Source organism: Streptomyces sp. NPDC085866, from assembly GCF_044541035.1.
Lineage (GTDB): Bacteria > Actinomycetota > Actinomycetes > Streptomycetales > Streptomycetaceae > Streptomyces.
Map to the genome: position 1 here is coordinate 180632 of NZ_JBITSQ010000007.1, position 15609 is coordinate 196240.

General features: G+C 70.7%; 10 protein-coding genes and 3 pseudogenes. 9 read left to right on the forward strand and 4 right to left on the reverse strand.

Annotated elements, in window-relative coordinates; translation table 11 throughout:
* Window positions 1-154 precede the first annotated feature (154 nt).
* Together ACIF83_RS19275 and ACIF83_RS19280 are read left to right on the forward strand one after the other, a co-directional pair.
* On the forward strand, window positions 155-1723 hold the full coding sequence (locus ACIF83_RS19275) for an FAD-dependent monooxygenase (protein WP_399728282.1): 1569 nt from the start codon (window positions 155-157) through the stop codon (window positions 1721-1723).
* A gap of 221 nt (window positions 1724-1944) precedes the next feature.
* Window positions 1945-2358, forward strand: coding sequence for a cytidine deaminase family protein (locus ACIF83_RS19280; protein ID WP_399728285.1), 414 nt, complete (start codon window positions 1945-1947; stop codon window positions 2356-2358).
* Between the two features lie 118 nt (window positions 2359-2476).
* Here ACIF83_RS19280 and ACIF83_RS19285 read toward each other — a convergent pair whose 3' ends face one another.
* Together ACIF83_RS19285 and ACIF83_RS19290 are read right to left on the reverse strand one after the other, a co-directional pair.
* Entirely contained in the window at window positions 2477-2971 is a 495-nt protein-coding gene (locus ACIF83_RS19285) for a nucleoside deaminase (RefSeq protein ID WP_399728288.1), read from the reverse strand.
* An 87-nt stretch (window positions 2972-3058) separates the two neighbouring features.
* Window positions 3059-3544 (reverse strand): DoxX family protein, encoded by a 486-nt coding sequence (locus tag ACIF83_RS19290; RefSeq protein WP_399728291.1) that lies wholly within the window; start codon window positions 3542-3544, stop codon window positions 3059-3061.
* A gap of 303 nt (window positions 3545-3847) precedes the next feature.
* Here ACIF83_RS19290 and ACIF83_RS19295 point away from each other — a divergent pair, with 303 nt between their 5' ends.
* Window positions 3848-7069, forward strand: coding sequence for a BTAD domain-containing putative transcriptional regulator (locus ACIF83_RS19295; RefSeq protein WP_399728294.1), 3222 nt, complete (start codon window positions 3848-3850; stop codon window positions 7067-7069).
* Window positions 7070-7138: 69 nt separating this feature from the next.
* Window positions 7139-8551 carry an FAD-binding oxidoreductase gene (locus ACIF83_RS19300; RefSeq protein WP_399728297.1) on the forward strand — a complete coding sequence of 471 codons (1413 nt, stop codon included), beginning with the start codon at window positions 7139-7141 and terminating at the stop codon, window positions 8549-8551.
* 395 nt (window positions 8552-8946) lie between these two features.
* Here ACIF83_RS19300 and ACIF83_RS19305 read toward each other — a convergent pair whose 3' ends face one another.
* Window positions 8947-9894 (reverse strand): LysR family transcriptional regulator, encoded by a 948-nt coding sequence (locus ACIF83_RS19305; protein WP_399728300.1) that lies wholly within the window; start codon window positions 9892-9894, stop codon window positions 8947-8949.
* A 146-nt stretch (window positions 9895-10040) separates the two neighbouring features.
* Here ACIF83_RS19305 and ACIF83_RS19310 point away from each other — a divergent pair, with 146 nt between their 5' ends.
* The 4 genes and pseudogenes from ACIF83_RS19310 to ACIF83_RS19325 all read left to right on the forward strand — a co-directional run.
* Window positions 10041-11003, forward strand: coding sequence for a DMT family transporter (locus ACIF83_RS19310; protein ID WP_399728303.1), 963 nt, complete (start codon window positions 10041-10043; stop codon window positions 11001-11003).
* 168 nt (window positions 11004-11171) lie between these two features.
* Window positions 11172-11627: pseudogene (locus tag ACIF83_RS19315) on the forward strand (lectin); the annotation flags it as partial.
* Window positions 11628-11738: 111 nt separating this feature from the next.
* Window positions 11739-11960: pseudogene (locus ACIF83_RS19320) on the forward strand (RlpA-like double-psi beta-barrel domain-containing protein); the annotation flags it as partial.
* A gap of 29 nt (window positions 11961-11989) precedes the next feature.
* Window positions 11990-12379 (forward strand): annotated as a pseudogene (locus tag ACIF83_RS19325) (nucleotide disphospho-sugar-binding domain-containing protein); the annotation flags it as partial.
* Window positions 12380-12448: 69 nt separating this feature from the next.
* On the opposite strand, the gene ACIF83_RS19330 reads toward ACIF83_RS19325, so the two are convergent.
* Entirely contained in the window at window positions 12449-12625 is a 177-nt protein-coding gene (locus tag ACIF83_RS19330) for a hypothetical protein (RefSeq protein ID WP_393479217.1), read from the reverse strand.
* Window positions 12626-13340: 715 nt separating this feature from the next.
* On the opposite strand from ACIF83_RS19330, the gene ACIF83_RS19335 reads away from it, so the two are divergent.
* Window positions 13341-15248 carry a glycoside hydrolase family 5 protein gene (locus tag ACIF83_RS19335; RefSeq protein ID WP_399728306.1) on the forward strand — a complete coding sequence of 636 codons (1908 nt, stop codon included), beginning with the start codon at window positions 13341-13343 and terminating at the stop codon, window positions 15246-15248.
* The last annotated feature ends 361 nt before the right edge of the window (window positions 15249-15609 follow it).

Genomic DNA, 15609 nt, shown 5'->3' on the forward strand with positions numbered 1-15609 from the left:
GCGGGGCCCTCCCTCCCCCATGCTTCTCGCATTGCGGCCCGCCGCCAGGTGCGGACCATTGATCTCGTGACGGCTCGGGCCGGATTCCCGAGACGGCATCGCCGACGGACACCGAGGGCCCCGACAGTCCCGAGGTGAGCAGGAGGAGCTCGACATGGCCGTGGCCAACGCCGAGGTGGAGGTACTGATCGTCGGCGGCGGTCCGGTCGGGCTCACGGCCCGAGCGCTGCTGGAACGCTGGGGCGTGCGGGTACTGCTGGTCGAGAAGCACGCCGAGCTGTCACCGTTTCCTCGGTCCCGGCTGGTCAACGTGCGCTCGATGGAGATCTGTCGCCAGCTGGGGCTCGCCGACAGGATCGCGGCCAAGGCGTTCGCGCCGGAGTACGGCCGCGTCCGCTTCCGCGACACCCTGCACGACCGGGACTTCGCCACGGCGGCGATGGTCGGGGTCGACGCGCCGGTTCCCGAAAGCCCCGTGATCGGCGTGGTCACCTCGCAGGACCGGCTGGAACCCACTCTGCTCGCCGCGGCAGACACGGAAGTGCGGTTCGGGGTCGAACTCGTCGGCCTGGCCGAAGAAGCCGAGAGCGTCGTGGCCCTGCTCGCCGACCGCCGACGCGATGAGAGGACGCGCGTCCGTGCCCGTTACGTAATCGCCGCCGACGGCGCGCGATCCACCGTCCGGCCACTGCTCGGGATCGACACCGAAGGCCCCGGAGTACTGGGCGGCTTCACCACCGTCGTGTTCGACGCCGACCTCGACCGCTGGTGCGCACACCAACCCGCCGGGGTCTACTTCACCCCGCACGGCTCCTTCGCCCCGCTCTACCCCGAAGGAGGCTGGGCCTGGTTCGGTGCCACGCCCGAGCACACCACGGATGCCGACTGGCCCGACGTCGTCGCACGCGCCCTCGGCCCCGGAGCGGACGTGGAAGCACAGGTGTTGCGGGTCCAGCACTGGGTCATGAACGCGTTCGTCGCCGAGCGCTTCCTGCACGGCCGGATCCTGCTGGCCGGCGACGCCGCGCACGCGTTGCCCATCATCGGCGGCCTGGGCATGAACACCGGCCTCGCCGACGTGCACAACCTGTGCTGGAAACTGGCGGGCGTGCTCCGCGGCTGGGCCGAACCGAACCTGCTGGAAACCTACGAGAGGGAACGCCGCCCCGTCGCCCTCCGGACGCTCAGCCAGGCGGTGGCCAACACCGAGCTCATGGTCCACGTACTGACCAGGCGCCGTGACCAGCTCGCCACTGGCGAATGGACGTCGTCCGAGATCGAACTCCCCTGGTCGGAGCGGTTCTTCGCCCAACTGGGCCTCGTGCTCGGCTTCACCTACCACTCCGCAGCCGTCCTCACGGGCAACAGCACCCCGTCCGAACTGTGCGACGGAGACACGGACTACGTCCCCACCGCAGAGCCGGGCCACCGCATGCCCCACTTCTGGCTCGCACCCGGCCGCTCCACGCTCGACGCCCTCGGCGCATGGTTCACCCTGCTCACTCCGGACCCCACCCACTGGGCCCAACACACCGACGCGCGATGGCCACTACGCGTCGAGACCCTTCCGAAGGAGCACGCCGACCTCTGCGGTATCCACCCGCAGGGAGCGCTCCTCATCCGACCCGACGGTCACATCGGCGCGCGCTGGCAGGACCGCCCGTCGACGGACGGCACCCTCCATCAGGCGCTCGCCTCGATCACCTGCTCGGCACCCTCCTGACAACCGACCCTCGCCCGTCCACTCAGGGCTTCCGCAGCCTCACACCAACTTGGCTCCTGAGCGCCAAGTTGGCCGGACGTCATGTCACGGTCGCGCGAGGGGACGGTGGGTGTATCACGCGTCCACATCATCCGGCGGAACACGCACAGCGCCGATATTCGCTTGCGCACCGGCGTCACTCGGGTCAACGTCGCCTGGCACCCTGACGAAGGCAGAGAAGAATGACCACGCCGACCCACCCCGTCGACCACGAACTCATCCAGGCCGCGGCCCACGTCGCCCGCACCCGCTGCCGGGGCGACAACCACACCATGGCAGCCGCGGCCCGCGCCAAGGACGGCCGGATCATCACCGCGGTGAACGCCTACCACTTCACAGGAGGCCCCTGCGCAGAACTGGTCCTCATCGGCACGGCAGCCGCCCAAGGGGCCTACCACCTGGAGACGATCGTCGCCGTGGGCGACCGCGACCGCGGGGTTGTTCCCCCGTGCGGCCGGTGCCGTCAGGTCCTTCTCGACTACTTCCCGGCCCTCAAGATCATCGTCGGCGAAGGCGACCGCATCCGCAGCGTCCCCATCACCGACCTGCTGCCCGAAAGCTACGTCTGGGCCGACCACCAGCTCAACGCGGAGTAGACAACGTCAGCGGGGCTGGATCCGGGAGCGCAGGTCGATGACCAGTTCGCTGATGCGGCATGCCACGCCCGGTGCGATGCAAGGAGACAAAACACGCCACCCGATTGCATTTTGCTCCCTACCCCCAATACCCGGTATGCACCGCTGCCGCCTCCTCGTACAGGTACGGCCCGGACACCTCCACCGTGTTCCCACCCGACTCGAAGACCTGGCGGCACGGCAGGTCGAGCAGTGGTTCGTTGGGATCCGCTCCCGCGAGGACGTTCAGCTCCGTGGCCGCGAGTGCATACACCACTCGGCGGATGCCGCTCCAGTAGACGGCGCCGGAGCACATCGCGCACGGTTCTGTGCTGGTGTACATCGTGGCCTCGATGAGCCGATTCGGCTCCAGCGTGCGCGAGGCCGACCGCACCAGGTTGGTCTCCGCGTGACCGGTGACGTCGCGTTCCGTCAGCACCGTGTTCTCGGCCGTGAGCAGGACCTTTCCCGCGGAGTCGGTCAGCAGCGCGCCGAACGGATGGTTTCCGTGCTTCCGCGCGTCGGCCGCGAGCTCGATGGCTGCCAGCAGGTGAGCTCGGTCCCGATCGGTCGGTTTGTTCGGTGATGACTGCATTGCGCGCTCCTCAGCGGTTGAACATGGAGGGGAGGTTATACGTATGACCTCAACTCCACCAGAGTCTTCGCTTCCCTTTTGGGTCATCTAGAGACTCAGCGTTATCGCCGCGGCGACCCCGCCCAGACCGAGGGCGAACCCCGCCTCACCCCAGCCGCCCGTGCCCCAGCGGAAGAAGCGGTCCAGGGCGAGGCGGCCCGGGCCGATGGCCGCGATGGCGATGGCGACCACGGTGATGCAGACGCTGTACTCCACGCCGCCGTCCGTGTCCCACAGACCATGGGCGCCCGTGACGGTGGCCATGGCATTGATCATCGTGCCGATGAGGGCGGCGGCCGCGAGTGGAGTGAGCAGTCCGAGGGCCAGGCCGAGACCACCGAGGAACTCGGACGTGCCACCCATGACGGCGAACAGCTTTCCCGGGCGGTATCCGATGCTCGCGAACGCCCGGCCGGTCGCCGTCAGGCCGTTCCCGCCGAAGATCCCGAACAGTTTCTGCCCGCCGTGCGCGGCCATCAGCAGTCCGAAGGTGAGTCGGACGAGCAGGAGGCCCCAGTCGGCGGCGGTGGCCACGGGTGCCCCGGCCGCGTGCGCTCCCGTTTCTGCAGGGCTCGAAAGACGTCGCAATATGTGTTTCGTATCCATGTCAATGCTCCGGTAACAACGCCGGAACGGGCGATACCCCCAGCTCGGACGGATGCCGAGGCGCCGGTCGGTGGTGAGCACCGCACTGCGTCGCGGAGCGTGGACCACCCACGCCGATCCTTCTATGCCGATCCTTCCGCCGCGAGCATGGTCATGCATCCGGGCGGGGGCAGGGAACGGGCCCGCGAGTCCTGGATGCGGTCGGGCTGTAGCCTGCTCGTGAGGGCAGCCATGGCCGATGAGGTACACATCCGACTCCTCGGTGGTTTTGCCGTTGCGGTCGGGGACCGCCCGGTCGCCGCCGGGGCGTGGCGGCTGCGCAAGGCCCGAAGCCTGCTGAAACTGCTGTGCCTGTCACCCGGCCACCGGATGCACCGGGAACGGCTCTACGACCTTCTGTGGCCGGACCTCGACCCGGCGTCCGCGGCGAACAACCTGCACCAGGTGCTGCACGCCGTGCGGCGCGCACTGGCCTCCACCGGCACACCGGGAGACGTGCTCGTCCTCCGCGACGACATGGTGGTGCTCGCACCCGACGGCGGTGTGCGGATCGACCTCGACGCGTTCGAGCAGGCGGCCCGGCGGGCCTCGGGCGTCGGCGGTGCCGCGGACTACCGTGCCGCGCTCGCCCTGGCCGATGCCGGGCTGCTGCCCGAGGACCGGTACGAGCCCTGGGCGAGCGAGGCGGCCGAGGCGCTGGAGGCGCGGCGTGCGGCGCTCCGGCTGGGGCTGGGCGAGGCACTGGAGCACGACCATCGGACGGCCGAGGCCCTCGACGTACTGCGGGCCCTGATCGCGCAGGATCCGCTGCACGAGCCCGGTCACCGGGCGCTGATGCGGGTCCTGGCCGAGGCCGGGCGACGGCGGGAGGCGCTGGCCGACTTCGAGCAGCTGCGGGACGCACTGCGCCACGAGACCGGCGCCGACCCCGACCCGCAGACACGCCGTCTCTACCGTGAGCTGCTGGCCGACTCCGTCGAGGCGCGGGAGCAGCGGCCGGCGGCGCCACGGCACCGTCTGCCGGCGCCTGCGACCGCCCTCATCGGGCGGGAACGCGAGATGGCCGAGGTGGAGAAGCTGCTCGGGCGGGGCAGGCTGCTGACCCTCACCGGGGCCGGTGGCTGCGGCAAGACCCGGCTCGCGCTCGCCGTGGCTGCTCGTCGGGGCGACGACTTCCGGGACGGGGCGTGGTTCGTGGACCTCGGCGGGCTTGCGGAACCGCACCTCGTGCCCGAGGTGGTCGCCGCTGCCCTGGGACTGCAGCTGCCACCGTCCGGAGGCCGGGAAGCACTGCTCGCACAGCTCGACGGCCGCGAGTTGCTGCTCGTCCTGGACAACTGCGAGCACCTGATCGACGCGTGTGCCGCCCTGGCTTCGGAGGTCCTGGCCCGCTGCCCCGGCGTCCTCGTGCTCGCGACCAGCCGTGAGCCGCTGCGCAGCTACGGGGAACGCACCTTCCGGGTGCCCTCCCTGGGACTGCCGGATCCCCGCCGGCTTCCGGGCGTGGAGGAGCTGGGCCGGTTCGCCTCGGTACGGCTGTTCGTGGAGCGGGCCGGCGACGCGGACCCCGGGTTCCGGTTGACCCCGGGGAACGCGGAGGCCGTCGCGCAGATCTGCTTCCGGCTCGACGGCATGCCCCTGGCCCTGGAGCTCGCGGCGGCTCGGGTGCCCGTACTGGCCCCGCGTCAGATCGCGGAACGGCTCGACGACGCCCTGGCCCTCCTCGGCCGGGGCGGCCGGCGCGGCGCGACCCGCCAGGAGACGTTGCTGGCCACCCTGGAGTGGAGCCACCGGCTGCTCGACGAGGAGGAACGGCGCCTGTTCCGCCGACTGGCGGTCTTCGCGGGCGGGTTCTCCCTCGCCGCGGCCGAGGAGGTGTGCGCGGACGGCGCCCATGACACCTCGGTACTGGATCTCCTCGGCCGGCTGGCCGACAAGTCCCTGGTGTGGGCGGAGCCCCGGCAGGACGAGGTCCGCTACCGGCTGCTGGAGACGATCCGGCAGTACGCCGCCGAGCGGCTGCGGGCCGCCGGGGAACTGGCCGCCACCGAGGCCAGGCATCGCCGGTTCTACCTGGAGCTGGCCGAGGCGCGGGACCGCGAGCCGCCCACCGGCATCTGCGGAGCCACCTCGCTCGAGCTGGAGGCCGACTACGGCAATCTCCGGGCCGCCCTGCGCTCCTTCCTGCGCCACGAACCGGACAGTGCGCTCCGGCTGGCCGTGGCCCTGCGCTCGTTCTGGCCCGAACGAGGACGCCTCGCCGAGGGCCGCCGCTGGCTGGAGGACGCCCTGGCCGCCGCACCGGAGCCCACCCTCGCGCGGGCGAGAGCGCTGATGGGGCGCGCCGTGCTGGCCGTCCGCCTCGGTGACGGCTCCCCGCTGAAGGACATCGGCGAGCAGATCGTAGGCATCCACCGGCTGCGGGCGGACCCGGCGGCGCTGGCGTACGCCCACTGCCAGCAGGCGATCCTGCTGTGGATGCGGGGTACGTGGGACCGCGCCCGCACCGCCCTCGACCTGGCGCGCACCCTCGCCCACGATGCCGGCGATCCCTCGGTCCTCGCCGCCGCCGCGCACCTGGAGGGCATCTGGGCCGTATGCCGGGGCGAGGGCTCGGTGGCGCGTGAGGCCTGCGCGGAGTGTCTCCGGCTGCTGGATGACGTCCAGGGCGGGAGGGGGCCGTTCTTCCCGGTGATGACACCGGGTTACGTGGTCGAGGACGACGAGGCGGGGCAGGTGTCGCTGTTCTACGAGGAGACGGTACTCGTCGGCCGTACGGTCGGCCCCGCCCGGGCACGCGGCTACGCCCTGGCGACTCTCGCGTGTGCGAGCCGCCGCGACGGCGACACCGGGGCCGCCGTGGCGGCGGCCGAACGCGGTGTCGACTGCTTCCGCGCGCTCGACGACCCGCACGGTGAGTCCCTGGCCCTCAACACCCTCGGCAACATCCACCGAAGCCGGGGCGGCCACGACGCGGCACGCAAGCACCTCGAGGCGGCTCTGGCGATCCGGCGCCGACTCGGCGACCGCCGGGCCGAGGGCATCACCCTCGGTTGCCTGGGCCTGCTCCACCTGGCCGCCGGGGACACCGACCGCGCGCAGGCGACCCTCTGCGATGTCCTCGCCGGCTTCGAGGAGACCGACGACATCCCGGGCACCACCAACAGCCTGCTCCACCTCGGGCTCGTGGCCAGGGCCGCGGACGACTCGGCGCGAGCCCTCACCCTGCTGACCCGCGCCCAGCGCCTGGAACACATCGCCGGGTCGACCTGCACCGTCGGGTGGGTCGCCCTCATGCTGGCCCGGATGCTGTGGGAGGCGGGGGACCGCGAGGCGGCCGAGGCGGCGGCCGACCGGGCGGGTGATCTCTTCGCCGAGCTGGGCGACACGCGCGGCCCGGCCGTCCTGCGGCGCACGCTGCCCTGGTCGCCCTCCGGTCAAAGCGGCTGCTGAGTGGATGCTAAGAGGCGCTGCCTACGGTCCTGAGTGTCAGTCCGACCAACTCACACCGAGGAGCCGACCATGTCGATCGACACGGCAAAGGGCATCCTGGGGGACGCCACCGTCGCCGAACTGGAGGCGGGCCTGCGCGGCACTGTCATCCGTCCCGACGACGCCGACTACGACCAGGCCCGCGCGGTCTGGAACGCGGCCCATGACAAGCATCCGGCGCTGATCGTGCGGTGCGCGGGTACCGCCGACGTCATGCGCGCCGTCGAGTTCGCCCGCAGTCAGGACCTGCTCGTCGCCGTGCGCGGTGGCTCCCACAGCATCGCCGGGTTCTCGACCTGCGACGACGGCATCGTCATCGACCTTTCGCCCATGAAGGGCGCCATCGTGGATCCGGTACGCCGCCGGGTGGTCGCCCAGACCGGTATGACCTGGGGCGACCTCGACCACGAGACCCAGGCCTTCGGCCTGGCCGTGACCGGTGGCCTGGTCTCCTCGACCGGCATCGCGGGCTTCACGCTCGGCGGCGGCGTGGGCTGGCTGGTGCGCCGCCACGGTCTGGCCTCCGACAACGTGACGGCGGCCGAGGTCGTCACGGCGGACGGCCGTGTGGTGCGCGCGGACCGGGACGAGAACCCCGAGCTGTTCTGGGCCCTGCGGGGTGGTGGCGGCAACTTCGGTGTCGTGACCTCCCTCGAGTACCAGTTGCACCCGGTCGGGCCGCAGGTCCTCGCCGGCCTGATCATCTATCCGCTGGAGCAGGCCCGACAGGTGGTCATGGGCTGGCGTGAGCTGACCGGGAACATGCCCGACGAGCTGACGACCCTGATCAATTTCACCACGGCACCCCCGCTGCCCTTCCTGCCCCCGGAGGTCCACGGCACCCGCATCGTGGTGCTGGCCGGCATGTACGCGGGCGACCCCGCGGCCGGCGAGGCGGCCGTCGCCCCGCTGCGGACGCTGGGGACACCCATCGCCGACCTCATGGGCCCCATGCCGTACACCGGTATGCAGACACTGCTCGACCCGCTGTGGACGGCGGGCGCGCACAACTACTTCACGTCGGCGTTCATCGAGCCGTCCGACGCCGCCCTCGACGCCGTACTGCGCCTCCACCTGACGACACCGTCGCCCTCGAGCGAACTCCATCTCCACCACCTGGGCGGTGCCTTCGCCCGCGTGCCCGCCGAGGCCACGGCCTTCAGCCAGCGTGATTCGAGCGTCCTGTGCAACGTGATCGCCAGGTCCCCGGACCCGACCGGCTTCGACGCGCGGATCGCCTGGGCCCGCGGCGCCCGTGAGGAGATCGCCCGCCACGGCCGCGGGACCATGTACGTCAACTTCACCGGCGACGCGGCCGAGGACAAGGTGCGCGCCGCGTACCCCGACGCGGTCCACGAGCGGCTGGTGCGGGTGAAGGACGCCTACGATCCCACGAACCTGTTCCGCCTCAACCAGAACATCCGGCCCTCCAACGCAGCCTGATCGGCCCTCTGGGCCGAGGCCCGGCCAAGGTGGTCTCCGCCGTACTGCTCAGCCTGGTGCCCGCGGTGATGCCCTTGGCCGGGGAGGTGAACTGGTGATCGCTTTCCGTCTCGTCGCTCTCCGAGCCTTCGGCCGGCGCCGCGTCAGACATAAGGCGCCCCGGTGACAAGCGGGTTGTGTTACGTTCCACGTCGCCAGGTGCTGCTGCGAACCGAGGAGGTGAGACCGATCAACGCTGTGACAGGTCGGGGCTCCCTCCTCTGCATGGGCTAGGGAGTGCCCGCAGAAAGCGTCTCGGGCAACACCGGCCACCCCGGCTACCCGCCCGCTGATCCTGATGGGACACGGGGGCGGCCGGCACAAGAAGGCTCCCGGCATCGTGGCGCGTGCCCGCCCTATCGCGGCCCGCGCACAGCTGATGCCGCACCGGTCGCCGCGTCCTTCAGGAGGGCACCCAGCAGATGGATGTCGGGTCTGTGGGCGGTGCCTGAGCGGCTGACGGTGAAGATGGTCCTGCTGACCGGCATCACCAGCGGGTGGAGACTGACGCCTTCGGCGTTCTCCGGAACGGCCAGGCGAGGAGCCAGGGCTACACCGGCCCCTGCGGCCACCAGTGCGGTCAGCACGGAGAAGTCGCTGCTCCGTACGCGGATGTCAGGCACGAATCCTGCGGCGCCACAGGTGCGCTGGATCATCTCGTAGCAGGACGTGTCGGGTGCCGGAGTCAACCAGGGGTCGTGCGCGAGGTCGACCAGGTCTGCCGGCCTGCCCGGAGTCAGCCCCAGAGCCTGCGCACGATCGGGGTGGAGAACAGCCACGACCGGGTCGTCCATGAGCAGTTCCTGTTCGCTGCCCGACGGGAAGTCACGGGGCAGCACGGTGTAGCCGTGCACGACGGCCACATCCGTCTCACGCTTGCGCAGGGCTTCCAGCGCCGCGTCGGGTTCCTGTTCGACGAGGTGCACGGTGAGTGCGGGCTCCGAGTCCTCGGCCTGTTCCGCGAAGGCTCTGTACACCAGGGGCAGGAGCGTGCGGGCGGCCGACGCGAACGCGGCCACCCGGATCAGTCCGCGTCGCCCTCCGCGCAGGGCCGCGAGGTCGGACTCCGCTGCGGCGAGGTCACCGAGGACCACTTCGGCGTGGGCCACCAGCAGCTCCCCCGCGGCCGTCAACCTCAAGGTGCGGCCCTGCTTCTCCACCACCGGCATTCCGGCCTCGCGCTCGAGTACGGCGAGCTGTTGGGAAACGGCCGGCGCGGTCAGGTGCAGGGCATCGGCGGCCGCTGCGACCGTGCCGTAGGTGGCCAGATGATGCAGGATCCTCAGCCGACGTACATCAAGCATAAGTCGAGCTTAAGCTTCATGAATGGAAAATCAAGGCTGCCTTTTGCCTGGCATCCGGCCGGTGAGCTGCACAATTAAGGATCTCTATGGTTAGCGGGAACAAAACCTAACTGGACCTTCCCGTTCTGTCGCGACACGGTGGGCGGGTGATTAGCCGGTTCACCTCTCCCCGCTTCCTGGCCCTGGCCGGCACGGTCGTGCTCTGGGCGTCCGCCTTTCCGGCGATCCGTGTCGGTGTCGACGGACTCGGCCCGGCGGCCCTGTCGTTCCTTCGCCTGGCCATCGCCGCCGTAGCGCTGGTCGCCGTAGCGCCTTTCGCTCATGTGCGACTGCCGAAGCCGAGCGACCTGCCCTCGATAGCCCTGTGCGGCCTCACCGGCATGACCGCCTACCAGATCCTGTTGAACTGGGGGGAGATCCACGTCGCAGCCGGAACAGCGAGCCTGCTCATCGCGGCCGCGCCCGTGTTCAGCATCCTCCTGGGCAGCGCTTTCCTGGCCGAACCCCTGACCCGCGACATCGTCATCGGCAGTGCCGTCGCCCTCGCCGGAACCGCCGTCGTCACCCTGGCGAACGGTGTCTCCGGATTCACCGCCGCTTCCCTGGTCGTCGTGGCCGCGGCCGTCGTCCAGGGCGTCTACCACAGCGCCACGAAGCCACTCCTGCGCCGGTACACGGGCCTGGAGGTTGCCACCTACGCCATGGTCGCCGGCACCGTGTTCGCCCTGCCTCTGGTCCCGGCAACAGTACCTGCCGCGACCCAGGCTCCGACCGTCGCTCTGCTGTCCGCCGTCTACCTCGGCCTTCTGCCTTCCGCGCTCGGGTTCGTCATCTGGGGCCACGCCGTCGCACGGCTACCCCTCGCCGTCTCCACCGCAGCGCTGTACCTGGTACCGCCGGTGGCTCTGGTCGTGTCCTTCGTCTGGCTCGGCGAGGTCCCGCATGTGGTCGAACTCCTCGGCGGTGGCGTCGTCGTGGCCGGAGTGACCCTCATCAACCGGCGCGGGCGCCGGCCGGCGGTGGAGGCGGCAGCGCAGCCTGCGGTCGCCGCCGAACCGTGCGCCGACATCGCCCGACGGTCGGCACTCCGACGGCTCGATCGCGAGTGACCGGGAGAGCCGCAACTACCCTTTTTTGAGGGCCAGTTCACATCTTGACGCGATTGGTTCAGACCTCTTACGTTCCAGGTCTGCCGGGTGGGTCCGATCCCACCCGTACACCGACCGCGAAAGGCTGTGAGCTCCCCCTTGCCCGCACAACCCCCCACGCCTTCAGCCCTGTTACGCTCCGCGCTCGCCGTCGCCGTCCTCGCCGTATCGACAGGTCTGCTCGCCGCGGCCCCGGCCCAGGCCGCCACCGGCACCATCACCGGCCTCGGCGGCAAGTGCCTCGACGTCGCCGGCGCAAGCCCCGCCGACGGCACGGCCGTCCAGCTCTACGACTGCAACGGCACCGCCGCCCAGCAGTGGACGGTCGGCGGCGACGGCACCGTCCGCGCCCTCGGCAAGTGCCTCGACGTCACCGGGAACTCCACCGCCGACGGCGCCAAGGTCCAGCTGTGGACCTGTACCGGCGGCGCCAACCAGAAGTGGACCGTCAGCGCCGCCCACGACATCGTCAACCCGCAGGCCGACAAGTGCCTGGACGCCACCGGCAACTCCTCGGCCACCGGCACCCGCGCCCAGATATGGAGCTGCAGCGGCGGCGCCAACCAGAAGTGGAACGCGCCGGCCACCCAGACCACCGACCAATGCTGGGCGACGCACTACGGCCCCCAGCCCCCCGGCGCCCTCACCGCCAGCGGCGAGCTCTTCGACAACAACGCCGACACGGCGGCGACATCCCTCAGCCGTCAGCCGCAACTGCCGTTCGGCACACGCGTACAGGTGACCAACACCGCCAACGGCAGGTCCCTTGTGGTCCGCATCAACGACCGGGGCACCTTCACCCAGACCCCACAGGAACCCAAGTGCCTCGATCTGACCGACGGCGCGTTCAGCCGACTCGGTGGAATCCTCGACCCTGATGACGGCCACATCGTCGTCACCCAGACCGTCCTGAACTGAGGGCTCCGTCCTCGCGAAAGGCAGGGCCGGTGGCGTTCCTGGACGGTGGCACGCCGCCGGTGTACGTGGGCATCGGCAGCATGCCCATGCACCCATCGACAGATGTCGCCCGCCTGGCCGTCGAGGCGCCGTGGTGCACCACGGCGGCGCGGGCACCACGACGACGGCCACCCCGGGCGGGCGCGGCTCAGGTGGTGGTACCCCAGTCCGCGGACCAGCCGTACTGGGCCGACAGGGTCGGCGACCTGGGCGTCGGCGTGGCACACGACGGTCCGCGTCCGACCTTCGAGTCCCTGTCGGCCGCCCTCAGGACGGCCCTGGCTCCCGAGACCCGCGCGCGGGCGACGGCCGTGGCCGGCACGATCCGCACCGACGGAGCGAGGGTGGCGGCGCAACTGTTGCTCAACGCGATCAACTGAAAAAGCGCGGGATTCTGAAGCCCGGTCCGCCCTGAAGACGGATGTCCAAGGGACGAAACCGACCGGTGATCATGCAGATTCGGCGTCCTGCGCCCGCTCTCCCTCCGCCTGGGACGGCTCGGTCCTGGGAACGTCCGGATGCTGCTCCACAGCTGAGCGCTCGGCCGGCTCGTCGCGCTCGCCCTCGGCCTGGGAGGGGGTGTGCGAGTACAGCCAGGCGTCGTAATCCGAGGCTCCGGTCTTCATGACGGGCCCCCTTTGCTCGCCTTTGTTCACTCACCTTCCATACTCCTCCGGGAGGCGCGACAAGGCGAGAGCAGCTCCGCTCATGGCGCCACCGAAAAGGATCAACCGGAATTTCTCGGATACGGGATCGCCGCGCGCGTCGGCCGTCACCTCCGCCCTCCAGGACGTGTGGGAGGGCATGGCCGCGCGCATGGACACCGATGCGACCACCGCATCTCCCTGGACGAATTCATAGCGGACAGGCTCGAAGCGGTTCGGGACGGCGCCGACGCTTCGCGGACGCGGAGGGACGGCTTCCTGTCCGTGGACGAGATGGTCGAGGCGACCCTGGAGTAGAGCACAAACTCCGATCCGCGGGCCGGCAGCAGCGATCTGCTCGGGCCTCTGGGGTCCGGGAGCCGTAGGTAGCGGACGAGGCCGCCCTCAGCCGATCCAGCCGATCGACTGCCAGTCGTTCCAACCGCGCCCACCGGCGCGACGGCCGTGTCTCGGTCTGGCCCAGCGCCCGCCGGGGCATGGGCCGGGGCGAGGGCTCCGGCGGGCCGGCGTTCGACTTTCTGGCGGACACCACGCCGCCCGGCACGGGGACGGGTGCGACGGGGGCCTGTGACGGCGCATCAGGTGTGGACCTTCTCAGCCCCATCGGGCACTCTGCATCCTCGGAGTCACACCACCCGCCCCAGGCGGCACCCCCCAACTACCGAGGGCTGTCCACATGTCGATAGCACCAGCTGTCCTGCGTCTGGCCGCGACAGCCGCGGGCCTCCTGCTCGTGGCCGCGCAGACGGCAACGGCGTCCGCCACCGCACCGCCACCACGCTCACCCGCCGCTGTGACGGCCTCGGCCACCTGGACCGCACCCCTGTCGACCCAGGGGCGCTACATAGTCGACGCCCAGGGCAACCGCTTCCGGCTCAAGGCGGCCAACTGGGACGGCGCACAGGGCTCGTGGACGGGCAGCGGCAGCATCACCGACCCCGCCAACCACCACGCCGGCCAGGACTCCTACGGCATTCCGCTCGGCCTCGACCGCGTCCCACTGGACGGGCTGCTCGCCGACTTCCACCAGCTGGGCATCAACGCCATCCGGCTGCCGTTCTCCAACGAGATGATCCACAGCACGACCCCGGTGCCCGACAACGCCGTGACCGCCAACCCCCAACTGCGGGGCGAAACGCCCCTGCAGATCTACGACGCCGTCGTCGGCGCGCTCAGCGACAGCGGGTTCGCCGTCATCCTCAACAACCACACCAACACGTCCCGTTGGTGTTGCGGGGTCGATGGCAACGAGCGATGGAACAGCGGGCAGTCCACACAGCAGTGGGCCGACGACTGGGTCTTCATGGCCCGCCGCTACGCCGCTGTGCCCCGCGTGGTCGGCGCCGACCTGTACAACGAGGTGCGCCGCGACGTCCTGGACGACCCCAACTGGGGCCTGGGCGACAACCACGACTGGTTCGCGGCCGCCCAGCTCGCCGCCGACCGGATCCTCACGGAGGCCAACCCCCGTCTCCTGATGGTGATCGAGGGCATCAACTGGACCGGCGTGCCCGTCGACGGGCTCCCGCACGGCCGGCCGATGCTCACCCCCGCCCGCACCCTCTCGCACACCCTCGTCGACTCCCACAAGCTGGTCTACTCCGCCCACTTCTACGGCTACACCGGACCCCACCACAGCGGCGCCACCGGCATCGGCGAGACGCACGACCCCCGCTACCAGGACCTGACCCGCGATCAACTCGCCGCGGCTCTCGACGACGAGGCGTTCTTCGTAGAGGAGAGCGGCCGGCACTACACCGCACCTGTGTGGGTCAGCGAGTTCGGCGTCGGCGGCAACGAGACGAACACGGCAGCCCGAACCTGGTTCGGGAACGTCACCGACTACTTCGCCGACCACGACGCCGACTTCGCGTACTGGCCACTGGTGGGTTTCGCCGGGCACGACGACTGGGCACTGCTGCGCTACGACACCGCCGGGCACCGCACCGGCATCCTCGACGACGGCGACTGGCGCAGTACGGCATGGCAGCACCTCATGTCCGCGCCGAGCACGACCGGGCCCGTCGCGGCCGTTCCGGTGTGGCGGATGCTGAGCACCGACCACGCCGACGCGGTGGAGTCCCTGCGTGTACGGACCACGGGAGACTGGGATCCGGGGGCCTACAAGGCCGCGTGCCCGGACGGGCTGCGGCTGATCGGTCTGAGCCACACCACCGGTCGCGGCCTGTGCACCGACACCGGTTCGGCGGACCTGCGGACCTCGGCCGCGGGACAGACCGTCGTCGTCGACGAGCGGTACGTCCCGGCGGGCGGCGACTGGGCGTCCGGGTACACCAAACTCCAGTGCCCACAGGGTGGTTTCCTGATCGGCTACAGCCTCCGCGGAGAGCGTGTGTCGGCGGCGCTGTGCGTGCCGGGTCGCACCACGCTGTCGGGAACCGGACGCACCGTGTGGTTCGACCGGTCCGACAATCGCCCGGCCGACGGGGCGGGCGGCGACTACGCCTCCGGTGACTACAAGGGCCAGTGCGCGGCGAACGAGTACGCCGCCGGGATCGCCTTCACCACCCGCTTCGGCAGCCGTCCGGGACCCGATGCGCTGTTGTGCCGGACACTGCCCTGAGGCAAGCCACGCGAAGGGGCCCGTCAGGATCACGGATGGAACTGGCGGCCCAGTGGCGGAACAAGCCGATGCCCTCGTCGTTCGCCAAGAGGCGGGGGCGCGGCTCGTACCGTCTGGTGTTCCAGATCCTGAGGTCCTTGCGGACCTCGCCGACCGCGGTCTTCGACATCGCCCGGGCGAAGGCTCGGTGCAGGCCGTGCCGTGGGAACGACGCGCCGATGGCATCCGGTCTGCGGAGGTCCGCGCAGGCCGTCGCAACCAGCATCCGAGTGCGTCGCGGCCCGGTGGGTGTGCGAAGGCAGGGGCAGTTCTGGCCGGTGTCGGGGACTTCCCAGGTGGGTGCGGCGCCCTCCGGGTCGTA

What these genes read in the sequence shown, in the direction of transcription:
- ACIF83_RS19275 (WP_399728282.1), top strand. Translation starts at nt 155, where the DNA reads ATGGCCGTGGCCAACGCCGAGGTGGAGGTACTGATCGTCGGCGGCGGT.
- ACIF83_RS19285 (WP_399728288.1), bottom strand. Translation starts at nt 2,971, where the DNA reads ATGCAGTCATCACCGAACAAACCGACCGATCGGGACCGAGCTCACCTG.
- ACIF83_RS19305 (WP_399728300.1), bottom strand. Translation starts at nt 9,894, where the DNA reads ATGCTTGATGTACGTCGGCTGAGGATCCTGCATCATCTGGCCACCTAC.
- ACIF83_RS19295 (WP_399728294.1), top strand. Translation starts at nt 3,848, where the DNA reads ATGGCCGATGAGGTACACATCCGACTCCTCGGTGGTTTTGCCGTTGCG.
- ACIF83_RS19300 (WP_399728297.1), top strand. Translation starts at nt 7,139, where the DNA reads ATGTCGATCGACACGGCAAAGGGCATCCTGGGGGACGCCACCGTCGCC.
- ACIF83_RS19330 (WP_393479217.1), bottom strand. Translation starts at nt 12,625, where the DNA reads ATGAAGACCGGAGCCTCGGATTACGACGCCTGGCTGTACTCGCACACC.
- ACIF83_RS19280 (WP_399728285.1), top strand. Translation starts at nt 1,945, where the DNA reads ATGACCACGCCGACCCACCCCGTCGACCACGAACTCATCCAGGCCGCG.
- ACIF83_RS19335 (WP_399728306.1), top strand. Translation starts at nt 13,341, where the DNA reads ATGTCGATAGCACCAGCTGTCCTGCGTCTGGCCGCGACAGCCGCGGGC.